Annotated in this window: 13 protein-coding genes; 9 read left to right on the forward strand and 4 right to left on the reverse strand. The window is 70.4% G+C overall.

Translation table 11 applies throughout. From position 1 onward, the window contains the following. The 9 genes from GQ56_RS0130870 to GQ56_RS0130910 form a co-directional block, all read left to right on the forward strand. The coding region (locus GQ56_RS0130870) for a beta strand repeat-containing protein (RefSeq protein WP_043301696.1) at window positions 1-2582 on the forward strand (2582 nt) is incomplete at its 5' end. 385 nt (window positions 2583-2967) lie between these two features. Further along, window positions 2968-6354 carry a two-partner secretion domain-containing protein gene (locus GQ56_RS0130875; protein ID WP_031402325.1) on the forward strand — a complete coding sequence of 1129 codons (3387 nt, stop codon included), beginning with the start codon at window positions 2968-2970 and terminating at the stop codon, window positions 6352-6354. Window positions 6355-6681: 327 nt separating this feature from the next. Beyond that, window positions 6682-7218, forward strand: a complete 537-nt coding sequence (locus GQ56_RS0130880; RefSeq protein ID WP_031402326.1) for an NUDIX domain-containing protein — start codon at window positions 6682-6684, stop codon at window positions 7216-7218. Between the two features lie 124 nt (window positions 7219-7342). Next, complete coding sequence (locus GQ56_RS0130885; protein ID WP_031402327.1) at window positions 7343-7780, forward strand: acyl-CoA thioesterase; 438 nt, start codon at window positions 7343-7345, stop codon at window positions 7778-7780. Window positions 7781-7789: 9 nt separating this feature from the next. Further along, entirely contained in the window at window positions 7790-8725 is a 936-nt protein-coding gene (locus GQ56_RS0130890; protein ID WP_031402328.1) for a branched-chain amino acid ABC transporter permease, read from the forward strand. Further along, the gene (locus GQ56_RS0130895) at window positions 8718-9935 is read left to right on the forward strand and encodes a branched-chain amino acid ABC transporter permease (protein ID WP_031402329.1); all 1218 of its coding nucleotides are present in this window, start codon (window positions 8718-8720) and stop codon (window positions 9933-9935) included. Before GQ56_RS0130890 ends, GQ56_RS0130895 begins: the two co-directional genes overlap by 8 nt. Continuing rightward, window positions 9932-10681: an ABC transporter ATP-binding protein gene (locus GQ56_RS0130900; protein WP_031402330.1), complete on the forward strand. Its 750-nt coding sequence runs from the start codon at window positions 9932-9934 to the stop codon at window positions 10679-10681. The genes GQ56_RS0130895 and GQ56_RS0130900 overlap by 4 nt, the downstream gene beginning before the upstream one ends. Further along, the gene (locus GQ56_RS0130905) at window positions 10678-11382 is read left to right on the forward strand and encodes an ABC transporter ATP-binding protein (RefSeq protein WP_031402331.1); all 705 of its coding nucleotides are present in this window, start codon (window positions 10678-10680) and stop codon (window positions 11380-11382) included. The genes GQ56_RS0130900 and GQ56_RS0130905 overlap by 4 nt, the downstream gene beginning before the upstream one ends. 162 nt (window positions 11383-11544) lie before the next feature. Further along, window positions 11545-12291: a glucose 1-dehydrogenase gene (locus GQ56_RS0130910; protein WP_031402332.1), complete on the forward strand. Its 747-nt coding sequence runs from the start codon at window positions 11545-11547 to the stop codon at window positions 12289-12291. A 45-nt stretch (window positions 12292-12336) separates the two neighbouring features. On the opposite strand, the gene GQ56_RS0130915 is transcribed toward GQ56_RS0130910, so the two are convergent. The 4 genes from GQ56_RS0130915 to iolD form a co-directional block, all read right to left on the reverse strand. After that, entirely contained in the window at window positions 12337-12831 is a 495-nt protein-coding gene (locus GQ56_RS0130915) for a heme-degrading domain-containing protein (RefSeq protein ID WP_031402333.1), read from the reverse strand. A gap of 82 nt (window positions 12832-12913) precedes the next feature. Continuing rightward, window positions 12914-13732 (reverse strand): 5-deoxy-glucuronate isomerase, encoded by an 819-nt coding sequence (gene iolB, locus GQ56_RS0130920; RefSeq protein WP_031402334.1) that lies wholly within the window; start codon window positions 13730-13732, stop codon window positions 12914-12916. A gap of 42 nt (window positions 13733-13774) precedes the next feature. Then, window positions 13775-14704, reverse strand: a complete 930-nt coding sequence (iolE, locus tag GQ56_RS0130925) for a myo-inosose-2 dehydratase (RefSeq protein WP_031402335.1) — start codon at window positions 14702-14704, stop codon at window positions 13775-13777. Window positions 14705-14765: 61 nt separating this feature from the next. Further along, window positions 14766-16649 carry a 3D-(3,5/4)-trihydroxycyclohexane-1,2-dione acylhydrolase (decyclizing) gene (gene iolD / locus GQ56_RS0130930; protein ID WP_031402336.1) on the reverse strand — a complete coding sequence of 628 codons (1884 nt, stop codon included), beginning with the start codon at window positions 16647-16649 and terminating at the stop codon, window positions 14766-14768. Between the last annotated feature and the right edge of the window lie 5 nt (window positions 16650-16654).

Genomic DNA, 16654 nt, shown 5'->3' on the forward strand with positions numbered 1-16654 from the left:
GTGTGGCGTTGCTGGGTGCGCGGGTGTCGAACACGGGAGTGATCCGGGCGCAGGCGGGCAACGTGGCACTGGGCGCGGGCGACACGTTCAACGTGAACTTCGACGGCAACGGCTTGTTGAGCCTGCAGGTGGAAGGCGGCGCGATGGATGCGCAGGCGCACAACGGCGGTCTGCTGAAGGTGGAAGGCGGCGAGGTGCTGATGACGGCGCGCGCGGCGAACGGCCTGCTGAACGCGGTGGTGAACAACAGCGGGACGATCGAGGCGCAGGGGCTGGGCACGCGCGACGGGAAGATCGTACTGGACGGTGGTCTGGTTCAGGTAGCCGGCAAGCTGAACGCAGCAGGCGGTGAAGTGACGACGCGCGGCCGACAGGTGAAGGTGGCAGCCGATGCACAGGTTGATACGCGCAGCGCGTCGGGTCGCACGGGTACGTGGACGATTGAGTCGGCGAACGCGAACGTCGACAATGCGGACGGCGCACTGGGCGGACAGACGCTGTCACGCACGCTGGGTACGACGAACGTGGCATTGACGAACACGTCGGGCGACGTGACGGTCGATGGCGCGGTGAACTGGACGAGCGATCACGCGCTGGCGCTGACGTCGCAACACGGCGATGTGGCGCTGAAGCAGGCGGTGACGGCAAGTGGCGCAAAAGCGAGCGTGAAAGCGAACGCCGCGGGCGAAATCCGCGTCGACGACAAGCTGGCACTGACGGGCGAGCAGGCGCATCTGGAGCTGAACTCGGTGAAGGGTCACCGGTTCACGCAAGACAACGCATCGGCAACGCTGTCGGGCCGCAACGCGTCGTTCTCGTCGAACGGCGAAGCGTATCAGGTGATCCACGATGTCGCGGGCCTGCGCAACGTGGACCGCGACCTGAAGGGCCGCTACGTGCTGGGCAACGCGATCGACGGCAAGAACGGGGCATTCCAGAGCATCGGAGCGAACAGCGCATTCGACGGCGTGTTCGACGGCCTCGGCAACACGGTGTCCCGTCTGAAGGTCAATGGCAGCGGCGCGTCCGTCGGCCTGTTCGCCGAGAACCGAGGGCGTATCGCCAACCTCGCACTCGACTCGATCGCGGTGAACGGCGCGAGCACGTCGATCAAGACCAGCATGACGATCGGCGGTCTGGCCGGCGCCAACCGCGGCGGGACGATTTCGAACGTCCGCGCAACGCAGATGAGCATTTCGTCGTCCGGCGCCGGCTATAGCGTCGCAGGCGGTCTCGTCGGCGAAAACGACGCCGGCGTGATCGACGGCGGGCGCTTCCAGGGCTCGATCGCCGGCAACGACAGGACGGTCAACATCGGCGGTATCGCCGGGACGAACGCCAGCTCGCGCATCGCCAACAGCCGTGCCGATGCCGAGATCAGGAACGTGCGGTCGCCGTCGTCGACCACGACGAATCTGGTGGGCGGCCTCGCCGGCCTGAGCTGGGATTCGACCATCTCGGATTCGTCGAGCGCAGGCCGGATTACCGTGGGCGACACCGTGTACGCGGGCGGCCTCGTCGGCCACGCGGTCGGCGGTGCCATCGATCGCTCGAATTCGTCGATGGCCGTCTCGGCCGGTCGGGCGGGCATGGTCGGCGGGGCGGTCGGCTCGAACGTCCATACCGCGCTGACGAACGTCTCGGCGAGCGGCAACGTCAGCGCGACGTCCGGGGCGGACGTCGGCGGTCTCGTCGGCCGCAGCGATTACGCGACGATCCGCGCTTCGTCGGCAAGCGGCAATGTCGGCGCGACGGCGGGCAGCAGGGTGGGCGGTTTCATCGGTACGAATGCTGACAGCAGGATCAGCCAGTCGCACGCGACCGGCAACGTGACCGGCAGCGGCGCGGCGGCGACCGGTGGTTTCGCGGGCGTGAACGACGGCGGCAGCGTGCTCGCGAACGTGTCGGCGACGGGGCGTGCGGCGGATGCCGGGCGCGGCGTCGTCGGCGGCCTGGTCGGCCGGAACGTCGGTGCGATTCTGGAAGGGAAGGCGTACGGCGACGTGAGCGCGGGCAATGCGAGCAGCATCGGCGGGCTCGTGGCCGTGAACGACGGATCGATCGACCACGGCGCGTCGAGCGGCGCCGTGCGCGGCAGCCAGGACAGCCGTATCGGCGGTCTGGTCGGCACGAATCGCGGCAGGGTGGTGGCGTCGGGTTCGACGTCTGACGTGGTCTCGGGGCGAGGCAGCTACGCCGGCGGGCTGATCGGCGAAAACCTCGGCAAGCAGACCGTCGTGAGCGGTTCGACGGCAGGCGGCACGGTGACCGCTACCGACGGACTGTACGTCGGCGGGTTTGTCGGCGCGAACGACGGATTGATCGCCGATTCGGAATCGTCGGGCACGGTCTACGCGTCGGGGACGTATGCCGGCGGCTTTGCGGGCCAGAACTACGGCACGATCCGTTCGTCGCGTACGAGCTCGAAGATCGACTACCGGGCGCAGAGGAGGCCGTTGTTCGCCGGCGGCTTTGCCGGATTCAATGCGGGCAGCATCGAATCGAGTCAGGCGACGGGCGCCGCATCGACGGAGCCGTTCGTCGATTTCAACATCGGCATGATCGACGGCAAGTCGTGGTAATGCATGTCGGCGCCAGATGAGGCGCTCGGCAGGTCACGGGGCGGCAATCGCGCCGCCCCGTGGGGATGGCCGCCCGTTCCGGGCGGCATTCAACGCGTGACAGGATTTTCGGTGTCGCGATCGGCTCGGGCGGCCGGCGCTGTATTGACATCCGCGACGCAGGCCCGGCTGCGATTCATCGCAATCTATATTTCGATACTCATATAGGAATACGAATTGAATCCCGGTTGCAAGTCGAGCGAGAACATGAATCCGCTCGGCGGGGTACAAGGTCGGCAGGTCTGCCTGTCGAGCAGAAGGGTTCATGCTGCCCGGTTTTGACCGGGTAGCGTGATCGGAGGCCCATCGAAGATGGGTCAGTTAAAACGTAAAAAAAGGAATCCTGATGAATAAAGCCTACTCGATGGTATGGAACGAAGCGCAAGGCGGTTGGTGTGCGGTGAGCGAAACCGCGCGTCGCCGAGGCAAGACGGGGGGCGGCAAGCGCCTGCTGGCGGCCGGGGTGTCGCTGCTCGGGTTGGCGGCGACGAGCGCGTACGCGTTGCCGACGGGCGGCGCGGTCGCGTCGGGGCAGGCGGACATCGCGACGTCGGCGGACGGCAAGACGATGTCGATCAACCAGCACACGGACAAGCTGATCACGAACTGGCAGGACTTCAGCGTGGGCGGTGGAGAGCGGGTGTCGTTCAAGCAGCCGGACGCGAAGTCGATCGCGTTGAACCGGGTGATCGGGACGAACGGCAGCCAGATTCACGGGCAGATCGACGCGAACGGGAAGGTGTTCGTGGTGAATCCGAACGGAGTGGTGTTCGGGGCAGGTGCACAGGTGAACGTGGGCGGTCTGGTGGCGTCGACGAAGGATGTGTCGGACAAGGATTTCCTGGCGGGCAACTATCGATTCTCGGGTGCGTCGTCGAAGTCGGTGGAGAACGCGGGGACGATCGCGGCGGCGGAAGGCGGCAGCGTGGCGCTGCTGGGTGCGCGGGTGTCGAACACGGGTGTGATCCGGGCGCAGGCGGGCAACGTGGCGCTGGGCGCGGGTAACGCGTTCAACGTGAACTTCGACGGCAACGGCTTGCTGAGCCTGCAGGTGGAAGGCGGCGCGATGGATGCGCAGGCGCACAACGGCGGTCTGCTGAAGGCGGAAGGCGGCGAGGTGCTGATGACGGCGCGCGCGGCGAACGGCCTGCTGAACGCGGTGGTGAACAACAGCGGGACGATCGAGGCGCAGGGGTTGGGCACGCGCGACGGGAAGATCGTACTGGACGGTGGTCTGGTTCAGGTAGCCGGCAAGCTGAACGCGGCGAGCGGCGACGTGACGACGCGCGGCGAGCGTGTGAAGGTGTCGGGCGATGCACAGGTCGATACGCGCAACGTGTCGGGTCGCACGGGTACGTGGACGATTGAGTCGGCAAACGCGAACGTCGACAATGCGGACGGCGTACTGGGCGGACAGACGCTGTCGCGCGCACTGGGCACGACGAACGTGGCATTGACGAACACGTCGGGCGACGTGACGGTCGATGGCGCGGTGAACTGGGCGAGCGACCATGCACTGACGCTGACGTCGCAACACGGCGATGTGGCGCTGAAGCAGGCGGTGACGGCAAGTGGCGCAAAAGCGAGCGTGAAAGCGAACGCGGCGGGCGAAATCCGCGTCGACGACAAGCTTGCGCTGACGGGCGAGCAGGCGCATCTGGAGCTGAACTCGGTGAAGGGTCACCGGTTCACGCAGGACAACGCGTCGGCAACGCTGTCGGGCCGCAATGCGTCGTTCTCGTCGAACGGCGAAGCGTATCAGGTGATCCACGACGTCGCGGGCCTGCGCAACGTGGACCGCGACCTGAACGGCCACTATGTACTCGGCAACGCGGTGGACGGCCGCGGCGCATCGTTCCGGAGCATCGGAGCGAGACGCGTGTTCGACGGCGTGTTCGACGGCCTCGGCAATACCATCCGCGATCTGTCGATTTCCAGTTCGGGCAGCAACGCCGTCGGCCTTTTCGAGGCCAACGGCGGGCGCATCGCCAACCTCGGGCTCGACAGCATCTCGACGGACACGGTCGTGCCGTACGGCCGGTCGCCGGTCAGCGTCGGCACGCTGGCGGGCTACAACTTCGGCACGATCTCGGACGTGAAGGCGACGAACGTCGCGGTGCGCGGCGAAGGCATGGTGATTCTGGGCGGGCTCGTCGGCGGTAACTACGGCGGATCGATCGAGCGCGCATCCGTGCTGGGTCTCGTCAACGGCGGCAACAATGCGCTGCACGTCGGCGGTCTGGCGGGTGAAAACATCTCGTTCATCTCGCCCGCTGCCGACGATGCGCTGATTCGCGACAGCCGGGCCGACGTCAAGGTCGTCAGTGCGTCGGGCGGCAGCGCGGGCGGGCTCGTCGGGGACAACCGCGGCCTCGTCGACGGATCGACCGCGACCGGCATCGTCAACGCGCTCGGCAGCGGCGCGCGGGTCGGCGGGCTGGTCGGCGTCAACAATGGCGGCGCGGTCAACGCATCGACGTTCAGCGGCGACGTGCGGGGTGACCGCAACGCATCCGTGGGCGGCCTCGTCGGCCACAATGCGGGCCGGGTGGACGCATCGGCGTTCAAGGGCATCGTGGCGGCGACCGACGGCGCACGCGTCGGCGGGCTGGTCGGCGAAAACCGTGGCGTCGTGAACGCGTCGACGGCAGTCGGCAGGGCAACGGGCGGTGCGTCGAACGTCGGCGGCCTCGTCGGCGCCAATTTCGCGAGCGTGCGCGACGCGACGGCCAGCGTCAACGTCGACGCCGGCATGGCAGGCGTGGCGGGCGGGCTGGTCGGCCACAACGCAGGCAGGATCGACGCGTCGAGTACCGACAGCCACGTTACGGCACGGGCGAACGGTATCGCGGGCGGGCTGGTCGGCCGCAATGCGGCGAGCGGCGAAGTGCGCGCGTCGTCGGCCAGCGGCGAGGTGATCGCGGGCGACTTCGCAACGGCCGGCGGTCTGGCCGGCGTGAACGACGGCGAGATCCGCGGTTCGTCGTCGAAGGGAGCCGTGATGGCCGGCATGATCGCGCAGGCCGGCGGTCTGGTCGGCGTGAATGCGGGCACCGTGCAGGCGTCCGCGTCGACGGGTTCGGTCGCGACCGATTTCGAGAGCGTCGTCGGCGGCCTCGTGGCGTCCAACAGCGGCACGATCGTCGGATCGTCCGCGTCGGGCGATGTCCGGGCCGAGTTCGACAGCATCGCCGGCGGGCTCGTCGGCCGCAACACGGGGACGGTGCGCGATGCCGGCGCGCAGGGCGCGGTCGCGGTGATTGGAGCGGGCAAGGCCGGTGGCCTGGTCGGCCTCAACACCGGCTACGTGTCGTCGTCGAATGCAAGCGGCGATGTGCTGGCCGATCGGCGCAGCTCGGTCGGCGGCCTGATCGGCGAGAACGGCATGGGCGCGTCGGTCGAGCACGCGAGCGCGTCCGGTTCGGTCGCCGGCAGTCACGACAGCTTCGTTGGCGGCCTGGTCGGCTTCAACAGCGGCGTGGTCGCATCGTCGGCGGCGGCAGGCATGGTTTCCGGCGGCTACTATGCGCGGCTCGGCGGCCTGGCCGGCGCGAACTTCGGCACGTTCGACAACTCGACGACGACAACCCGTGTCGCGCTGACCCCGGGTTACGGCCAGCAAGCCGGCGCGTTCGCGGCCCTGAATTTCGGACTTTTCAAGGGCAGCAGCGCAACCGGCGCTGCAGCGGGGATGCCGCTCGCGAGCGTCAACTACGGCCAGATCCGCGACTGACCGGTGCCGCCCATGCCGGCGGCCCGGACTGACCGGATCGCCGGCCATCCCGCCGCACGCGGCGGCCCGCGCAGGGGAACGGGCCGTCGCATGCAGGCGGAACGCGACTCGCCGGGCATGCTCTCGCATGCCCGGTGCGCGAGCCGGGCGGGCGCGAACGCAGGCCGGGCGCCGACGGACGGCATCGCCCGCGCGGGTCCGGCCGGTTCGTCCGGCCGTCGCGGAGCACCTCGGCGCCGCGCAAACTCGCTAGAATCGAGACTTTCCCGCGCCGGGCGCGTGCGGCGCCGCCGATGCGGGCGGCCCGCGTTCGCCACCTTTCCATCGATGACCACCGCCGACTACCGCTTCTGCCCCCGCTGCGCGCGCCCGCTGACCGAGCGCGCCGATCCCGAACACGAAGGCGGCCGCGTTCGCCAGGCGTGCCCGGACGACACCTGCGGCTACGTGCACTGGAACAACCCGCTGCCCGTCGTCGCGGCGATCGTCGAACTCGACGGCAAGATCCTGCTCGCGCGCAATGCGGCCTGGCCCGAAGGCATGTTCGCGCTGATCACCGGCTTTCTCGAGAACGGCGAGACGCCCGAGGACGGCATCGCGCGCGAGGTGTTCGAGGAAACCGCGCTGAAGGCCGAGCAGGTGTCGCTCGTCGGCGTCTACGAATTCATCCGCAAGAACGAACTGATCATCGCGTACCACGTGCGCGCGTCGGGCACGGTCGCGCTGTCGCCGGAGCTGCTCGAATACCGGCTCGTCGATCCGCCGCTGCTGCGCCCGTGGCGCGCCGGCACCGGCGTCGCGCTCGCCGACTGGATGCGCGCGCGCGGCCTCGATTTCGAATTCGTCGACCGGCCGGGGCAGTGACGGGCCGGCCCGTGCGCAGGGTTTCGTCCGCCGCGCCGCGGCGTCTCGCCCGTTGCCGGCCCGCCGCGCCATGCGGCGGCCGCGTTCCCTGGGCATCGCTTTCAACGTCCTGACCGCCATCGCCATGTCCGACAAGCCGCAACCGCGTCCGCGCGACGCCTACCGCCACTTCCTGCCGATCACGACCCGCTGGATGGACAACGACGTCTACGGGCACGTGAACAACGTCGTCTACTACAGCTACTTCGACACCGTCGTGAACGAATACCTGATCCGCGCGGGCGTGCTCGACGTCGAGCACGGGCAGACGATCGGGCTGGTGGTCGAGACGCAATGCAACTATTTCGCGCCGCTCGTGTTTCCGCAATCGGTCGACGCGGGGCTGCGCGTCGCGAAGCTCGGCACGTCGAGCGTGCGCTACGAGGTGGGGCTGTTCGCGCAAGGCGCGGCGGCGCCCGCCGCGCAGGGCCATTTCGTGCACGTGTACGTCGATCGCGGCACGCGCCGTCCGGTCCCGCTGCCCGATGCGCTGCGCTCGGCGCTCGATCCGCTCGCGGCCTGACGGTTCGCGGTGCACGCGTTCGCGCTCCAGGCCTTCAACGGCCTCAGCTACGGCCTGCTGCTGTTCATGCTGTCGGCCGGCCTCACACTGATCTTCAGCGTGCAGGGCGTGCTCAATTTCGCGCATGCGAGTTTCTACATGCTCGGCGCGTATGTCGGCTACAGCATCGCGGCGGGGGCGGGCTTCTGGCCCGCGCTCGTGCTCGCGCCGCTCGCGGTCGGGCTGCTCGGCGCCGGTTGCGAACGCACGCTGCTGCGCCGCGTGCAGGCGCGCGGCCATACGAGCGAACTGCTGCTGACCTTCGGCCTCGCCTACCTGATCGGCGAGGGCGCGAAGCTGGTCTGGGGCCTCGCGCCGCTGCCGGCGCCGGTGCCGCCGCTGTTCGACGGCGCGCCCGTGACCGTGTTCGGCCTCGCGTTGCCGCGCTATCGGCTGTTCATGATGGGAATGTCGACGGCGATGCTGGCCGCGCTCGGCGCGTTGCTGCGCGTGTCGCGCATCGGGCTCGTCGTGCGCGCCGCGCTCACGCATCGCGCGGCCGTCGAGGCGCTCGGCCACGACGTGCCGCGCATGATGACGGCAATGTTCGGCGCGGGGACCGCGCTCGCGGCGCTCGCCGGCGTGATCGGCGCGCCGCTCGCGGTCGTCGAGCCCGCGCTGGCCGAGACCGTCGGATCGGTCGTGTTCGCGGTGGTCGTGATCGGCGGCCTCGGCTCGCTCGGCGGCGCGTTCGCCGCGTCGCTTGCCGTGGGTTTCGCGCAGACCTTCGCGGCCGCGAGCGATACGTCGCTGCGGGATCTCGCGCAATGGGCCGGCATCGCGTTGCCCGACAGCGTCGCCGCGGTGTCGATCGCGCAACTGGCGCCGCTGGTGCCGTACCTGCTGCTCGTCGCCGTGCTGGTCGCACGGCCGCGCGGGCTGTTCGGCGAGCGCGCCGATGCGTAGCCGCGCGCTCGCCGGCCTCGCGCGCTGGACGCTGTTCGCCGCGTGCGTCGCGCTGCCCGCGTGGCTGTGGCCGCATGGCGCGATGCTCGGCTATCTCGCGCAGACGGCCGCGCTCGTCGTGCTCGCGCTGTCGTACAACCTGCAGCTCGGCACGACCGGGCTGCTGTCGTTCGGGCACGCCGCGTTCGCGGGCCTCGGGGCGTTCGCGGCCGCGCACTGGTTCAACCGCTTCGGCGGCCCGCTGCCGCTGCTGCCGCTCGTCGGCGGCCTGGCCGGTGCCGGTCTCGGCTGGGCCGCCGGCCTGCTCGCGACGCGCCGTTCGGGCACCGCGTTCGCGATGATCACGCTCGGGCTCGGCGAATGCGTCGCGGCCGCCGCATGGAGCGTGCCCGCGTGGTTCGGCGGGGTCGGCGGCGTGCCGATCGACCGCGCGAGCGGCACGCCGTGGGGCGGCTGGCAGTTCGGCGCGCCGGCCCAGGCCTATGCGGTGATCGCCGCGTGGTGCGTCGCGTCGGCGTGGGCCATGCACGCGCTGACACGCACGCCGCTCGCGCGGCTCGCGAACGCGGTGCGCGACAACCCCGCGCGCGTCGCCGCGCTCGGCACCGATCCACGCCGCGTCCGGCTCGCGATGGTCACCTGCGCGTCGTTCTTCGCGGGCGTTGCCGGCACGCTGACGCTGATCGACGTCGAGATCGCGACGCCGGACAGCGTGTCGATGGCGCGCTCGGCCACCGTGCTGATCGCCGCGGTGATCGGCGGCACCGGCGCATTCTTCGGGCCGGCGGCCGGCGCCGCCGTGCTGACCGCGCTGAGCATCGTCGTCGCGGGCGTGTCGCGCGCATGGGCGCTGTATCTCGGCGTGCTGTTCGTCGCGATCGTCGTGGCCGCGCCCGGCGGGTTGGCCGGCATTGAGCAAGCGCTCGCGCATGCGCTGCGGCGCGGCGCGCCGGCGGCCGAGCGGTGGCGCCTGCTGTGCGGCGTCGGCGCGTGCGTGTTCTGGGGCGCGGCGATCGTCTGCGCGGCCGAGCTGGGGTATGCGTGGCGCTTCGCGCAGGACGACGGCTCGGGCCTCGCGTTCGGCGCATGGGGGATCGACGCCGATACGCCGGCCGGCTGGGCCGTCGCGTGCTCGGCGGCCGGCATCGGCACGCTGCTGTGGGGCTGGCGCGCACGGTTCGCGCCGGGCGCGCGGGAGGACGGGCGATGAACGGCAACGCGATCGCACTGCACGGCGTCGTGCAGCGTTTCGGTGCGCAGACCGTGCTCGACGGCGTCGATCTGAGCATCGCGGCCGGCGAGCGCCATGCGCTGATCGGGCCGAACGGCGCGGGCAAATCGACGCTGTTCGGCGTGATCGCGGGGGCGACGCGGCCGACGCGCGGGCGTGTCGTGCTGCATGGCATCGAGTTGCGCGGGCGCGGGCCGGTCGTCGCCAGCCGGCTCGGCATCGGCCGCAGTTTCCAGCAGACGAGCGCGTTCGCGCGGCTGACCGTGTTCGACAACCTGCGCTGCGCGGCGCTGCACGCGCCGGCCGAGCGGCGGCGCTGGTGGAACCGGCTGCGCGAATCGGCGTCGGTCGATCGCGCGGCCGCGCGCGTGCTGCACGACGTCGGCCTCGACGCGCGGCGCGACACGCCGGCCGCCGAACTGAGCTATGCGGAGCAGCGCGCGCTCGATCTCGGGATCGCACTCGCGAGCGGCGCCCGCACGCTGCTGCTCGACGAACCGACGGCCGGCATGAGCCGCGAGCAGGCAGCGCGGATGATCGCGCTGATCCGCGCGACGACGCAGGGGCGCACGGTGCTGATGATCGAGCACGACATGGATGCGGTGTTCGGCTTCGCCGAACGCATCACGGTGCTCGTGCGCGGCGCCGTGGTCGCGACGGGCGAACCCGCCGCGATCCGCGGGGACCCGGCGGTGCGGGCTGCGTATCTCGGGGAGGGCGCATGAGCGCGCTGCTCGAGATTCGCGACCTGCGCGCGTGGTACGGCGTGCAGCCCGTGCTGGGCGGGGTCGATCTCGCGCTGGCGCCGGGCGAGACGCTCGCGCTGCTCGGCCGCAACGGCTCGGGGCGCTCGACGCTCGCAAAGGCCGTGATGGGGCTCGTGCGCACGGCCGGCTCGGTGCGCGTCGACGGCGCGGAGTGCGCGGGCGCGCGCACGTTCGACATCGCGCGGCGCGGCGTCGCCTACGTGGCCGAAAGCCGTGACGTGTTCCCGCTGCTGACCGTGCGCGACAACCTGCGGCTCGGGCTGCGCGGCACGCGCGGCGCGGCCGAGCGCGCGGCGCTCGAACGCCTGTTCGACCGCTTTCCGCTGCTGGCGGCGCGCGCCGACGTGAAGGCCGGGCGGCTGTCGGGCGGCGAGCAGCAGGTGCTCGCGCTGGTGCGTGCGCTGGCCGGTCGCCCGCGCGTGCTGATCGTCGACGAGCCGGCCGAAGGGCTCGCGCCGCTTGCGGTCGATGAAGTCGGCGCCTGCCTCGCCGCGCTGCAGGCCGACGGCGTCGCGATCGTGCTGATCGAGCAGCGGCTGCAGCTCGCGCCGCGGCTCGCGCGGCGCGTCGCGGTGATGGGGCGCGGACGGATCGTCTACGACGGCGCGCTCGGCGGCCTCGGCGGCGCGGTCACCGCCGCATGGCTGAGCGCCGGCTGACCGCGTCCGGCGGATTGTTCGTAAAACCCCGCCAGTCAATTCGCGCCGGGCCGCTTTATCGCCGCTGCGCCGCACAGTACATTGCCAGTCATGCCGGTTGCCGGATTGGCGCGACAGCCGGCGCCGTCATCATCGAACGTCTTCTGTCGGAGGAATGAAATCATGGGCAAGCTGGCAAACAAGGTAGCGATCGTCACGGGCGGGTCGAAGGGCATCGGTGCCGCGATCGCGAAGGCACTGGCCGCCGAGGGCGCGTCTGTCGTCGTCAACTATGCAAGCAGCAAGGCGGGCGCCGACGCGGTCGTGAGCGCGATCGTCGAGGCGGGCGGCCGCGCGGTCGCGGTCGGCGGCGACGTGTCGAAGGCAGCCGACGCGCAACGCATCGTCGATACGGCGATCGGCACGTATGGCCGGCTGGACGTGCTCGTCAACAACTCCGGCGTATACGAATTCGCGCCGATCGAGGCGATCAGCGAGGAACATTACCGCCGGCAGTTCGACACGAACGTGTTCGGCGTGTTGCTGACGACGCAGGCGGCCGTCAAGCATCTCGGCGAAGGCGCGAGCATCATCAACATCAGCTCGGTGGTGACCAGCATCACGCCGCCGGCCAGCGCGGTCTACAGCGGCACCAAGGGCGCGGTCGACGCGATCACCGGCGTGCTCGCGCTCGAACTCGGCCCGCGCAAGATCCGCGTGAACGCGATCAACCCGGGCATGATCGTGACCGAAGGCACCCACAGCGCGGGCATCATCGGTTCGGATCTCGACAAGCAGGTGCGCAGCGAGACGCCGCTCGGCCGCCTCGGCGAGCCCGACGACATCGCGTCGGTCGCCGTGTTCCTCGCGTCGGACGACGCGCGCTGGATGACCGGCGAGCGCCTCGTCGTCAGCGGCGGACTGAACTGATCCGGCGGGGCGGCGCGCCTGCAACCGGGCGCGCCGCCCGTGCCGTCATGCGTGCATCGCGAGCGCGTAGCGACCGACGTGCCACTGCAGGCTTTCGACGGCGAGCGCGTGATTGTGCGCCGGGTCGAGCCCCGCGATCGCCATCGCGCCGACGACGCCCGTTCCCGCGATGCGCAGCGGCACGCCGCCGCCGTCGAGCGCATAGTCGTCGTCCGACAGCCCCTGCGACTGCAGCGACCAGCCGGCGCGGCGAAAGCGCTCGCCGACCGCGAGCGAACTGAGGCCGAACCGCAGCACCGTGTTCTGGCGCCGGCGGATCGCGTCGCTGTCGCCGGCGACGCTGCCGTCGAGCGCGCAGTAGAACAGCGGCGCCTGTTCGCCGACGATGCTCACCGCGATCGGCAGCCCGCGGCGCGATGCGAGATTGACCGCGATTTCACCGATCCGGCGGGCGATGGCCGCGTTGAAGCGCGGCAGCGCCGGGTTCGACGCGTCGTCGTCGAAAGGGTGTGGTTCGAGGCGAAAGAGGGTCGTCACCATGGCGGCTCCGTGGCATCGCCGGCGCTGTCTGCGCGTGCCGGGCGGGGCATCGTCACGGGCCGCGCGCGGGCCCGTCCATCGTTCAGCGCTGCGGCGCCGCGTCGAGCATCCACGCGTGCGCGGGATCGTTCCTGAACGCCCATGCGCGGCTCGGCCCGGCCATCACGTTCAGGTAGTAGAGGTTGTAGCCGTGCGGCGCGACCACCGGATGGTAGCCGCGCGGCACCATCACGACGTCGTGGTCCTCGACCGCGCAGGCTTCGTCGAGGCTGCGGTCGTCCGTGTACACCCGCTGGAACGCGAAGCCCTGCGGCGGATCGATCCGGTGATAGTAGGTTTCCTCGAGCGAGGTTTCCTCCGGCGCCGCGTCGCGATCGTGCTTGTGCGGCGGATAACTGCTCGAATGGCTGGCCGGCGTGATCACCTCGACCACCAGCAGCCGGTCGGCCGCCGGATTGTCGCCCATCAGGATGTCGCACACGTACCGCGTATTGGTGCCTTGCCCGCGCACCGAGCGGCGCATCCGTTCGCCGTCGAGACGCCGCACGGGCTTGTCGCCGCTCGTGTACGGCGCGGTGCACAGCGCGATTTCCGCGTCGCGCGTCGCGGCCAGCGTGACGGTCTTGCCGCCCGGCACGTACAGCGCGTCCGGCGAGACTTCGTCGAATACGCTGTCGCGCTTGCCGAGCGCCTCGTAGGTCGTACCGTCGACCTCCGCGCGCACCGTGCCCGTGAGCACGACGACGCACAGCTCGCGCGCACCGGTGTCGAGCGTTTCGGCATCGCCGGCCTTCAGGCGCAGCGCGCGAAAGCCGACATGCTTCCAGCCGGCCGATTCGGGCGTCACGTTGCAGATTTCGCGATCGGCCGAGGCCTTGATCAACAGGGGAGAAATCGTCATGGGATGGGGCTCCGCAACAGGGGGGCTCAAGCGTGCGAGCGCTTACGCGCTCAACCGGTCGACGATCGCGCGCAGCGAATCGTAGCCCTTCTTCGCATACGCATAGCTCGGCGCGACCGCCGGGTCCTGCTCGGCCTCGACGACGAGCCAGCCTTCGTAGCCGGCGTCCTTCAGCGTGCGCAGCGTGGCGTCGTAGTCGAGCGCGCCGTCGCCCGGCACCGTGAAGGTGCCGTTGATCACGCCGTTCAGGAAGCTCCAGCCGTCGTTGCGCGCCTGCGTGACGACCTGCGCCCGCACGTCCTTGCAATGCACGTGGACCACGCGCGATACGTGCTTCTTCAGCAGCGCCACCGGGTCGGTCGCGCCGCCGAAATACGCGTGGCCCGTGTCGAACAGCAGGAACACCTTCGCCGGATCGGTCAGCGCCATCAGCCGGTCGACGTCGTCCGGCGATTCGACGTACGCGCCCATGTGGTGATGGTAGGCGAGCTTGATCCCGTACGTGTCGAGCAGATGCGCGCCGAACGCGTCGAGGCGCGCCGCGTAGCGGCGCCATGCCTCGTCGTCGACGAAGCGCGGCCGCTTCGCGACCGGCGTGTCGATGCTGCCCTGGATCGTACCCGCGCATTCGCCGTACACGACGACCTTCACGTCGTTGTACTGCAGCTTCGTCATGTGCGCGCGGCAGCGCTCGATTTCCGCGGCGAGCGCATCGGCGTCGCTCATGCCCGGCCCGACCTCGGCGAGAAAGCCCGAATACCAGCCCGACACGCACACGAGCCCGAACTCGGCGAGCTTCGCCTTCAGCTCGGGGCCCGTCTTCGGGAACTTGTTGCCGAGCTCGAAGCCCGCGTAGCCGATTTCGGCGCCTTCCTGCAGCGCCGTTTCGAGCGGCGTTTCGCCGCCGAGCGACGGCAGGTCGTCGTTCATCCACGACAGGGGGTTGATACCGATGCGGACGTTCCAGCTCATGACGTGCTTCCTTGGTTCGAATGTGTTTTCAGCGGGGCGGGTTCGTGGGCAGCGCGTGCCATCAGCGCCGCTGCCGGGTCTTCGCGTCGAGATACGCGCGATGCGCGGCGTCGACGCCGGCCCGTGCGGAGACTTGCGGCACGGCGACTTCCCACCACGCGCCGCCGTCGTCGGTCGTGCGCCGGTGCGTGGTGTCGATCACGAGCACCTGGCTCTTCGTTGCCGCGCGGGCGCGCCGCATTTCGCGGCGCAGTTCGTCGACGTCGCGCACGTGCACGGCGTCGGCGCCCATCGCGCGCGCATGCATCGCGAAGTCGATCGTCGAGCGCTCGCCGCCCTCCGGCACGCAGTCGTCGAGCATGTTGTTGAAGCTCGCGCCGCCGCAATTCAGTTGCAGCCGCTCGATGCAGCCGTAACCACGGTTGTCGAGGATCACGACGATGATCTTGCGGCCGAGCATCACGGACGTCGCGAGTTCCGCGTTGAGCATCATGTACGAGCCGTCGCCGACGATCACGATGACTTCGCGCTCGGGCCGCGCGAGCTTCGCGCCGAGTCCGCCCGCGACCTCGTAGCCCATGCACGAGTACGCATAGTCCATGTGGTAGTTGCCGGGCGCGCCGCTGCGCCACAGCTTGTGCAACTCGGCCGGCAGCGTGCCGGCCGCGCACACGACGAGATCGTCGCGCGCGCTGTCGCGCCCCGCGTCGGCCGCGGAGTCGCGCACCGCGCCGATCACGTCCGCGTCGTACGGCAGCGTGTCCCGCGGCGCGCGCGTCGTCAGTTCGGTCACGCGCGCATTCCATGCGGCGGCCTGGTCGCGGCCGGCGGCCGTCCATCCCGCGTCGGCACGCCAGCCGGCCAGCGCGGCCGACAACTGGCCGAGGCCCGTGCGCGCATCGGCGACCAGTTGCCGGCCGCGTTTCTTGCCCGCGTCGAACGGCTGCACGTTCAGGCTCAGCAGCGTCGCGTTGCCGAAGAGCGCATGCGAGCCGGTCGTGAAATCCTGCAGCCGCGTGCCGACCGCGAGCACGACGTCGGCCTGCGCGGCCGCGCGGTTCGCGGCGGGCGAGCCGGTCACGCCGATCGATCCGAGGTTCAGCGGATGGTCCCACGCGAGGCTGCCCTTGCCGGCCTGCGATTCGGCAACCGGCACGCCGTGCGTGTCGGCGAACGCGCGCAGCGCGTCCCACGCCTGGCTGTACAGCACGCCGCCGCCGGCGACGATCAGCGGCTTGCGCGCGGCCTTCAGCACGTCGAGCGCATCGGCGAGCTCGAGCGCGTCGGCCGGCGGCCGGCGCATCCGGAGCACCGGCGGCGCGAAGAAATCCTCGGGCCAGTCGTATGCGAACGTCTGCACGTCCTGCGGCAGCGCGAGGCACACCGGGCCGCACTGCGCGGGGTCGGTCATCACCTGGATCGCGCGCGGCAGCGCGACGAGCAACTGCTCGGGCGACGTGATGCGATCGAAGTAGCGCGTGACGGGGCGGAAGCAGTCGTTCGCGCTGACGTCGCCCTGTTCGAAATCCTCGACCTGCTGCAGCACGGGGTCGGGCAGCCGCGAGACGAACACGTCGCCGGGCAGCAGCAACAGCGGCAGCCGGCCGACGTGCGCGAGCGCGGCCGACGTCAGCATGTTGGTCGCGCCGGGGCCGATGCTCGACGTCGCCGCCATCATCCGCTGGCGGAAGTTCGCTTTCGCGAACGCGATGGCTGCATTCGCCATCCCTTGCTCGTTGTGCGCGCGGTAGGTCGGCAGGCGGTCCCGTTCCGCATGCAGCGCTTCGCCGAGGCCGGCCACGTTGCCGTGGCCGAAGATCGCGAACACGCCGCCGCAGTACGGCAGGATCTCGGTGCGGCCGTCGGGCTGGACGACTTCGGCGCGCAGGGCGGCCAGGTAGCGCACGAGCGCCTGGCTCACGGTCAGTCTTACGGTGGTGGTCATGTCGG

The sequence above is a fragment of the Burkholderia paludis genome (assembly GCF_000732615.1).
Lineage (GTDB): Bacteria > Pseudomonadota > Gammaproteobacteria > Burkholderiales > Burkholderiaceae > Burkholderia > Burkholderia paludis.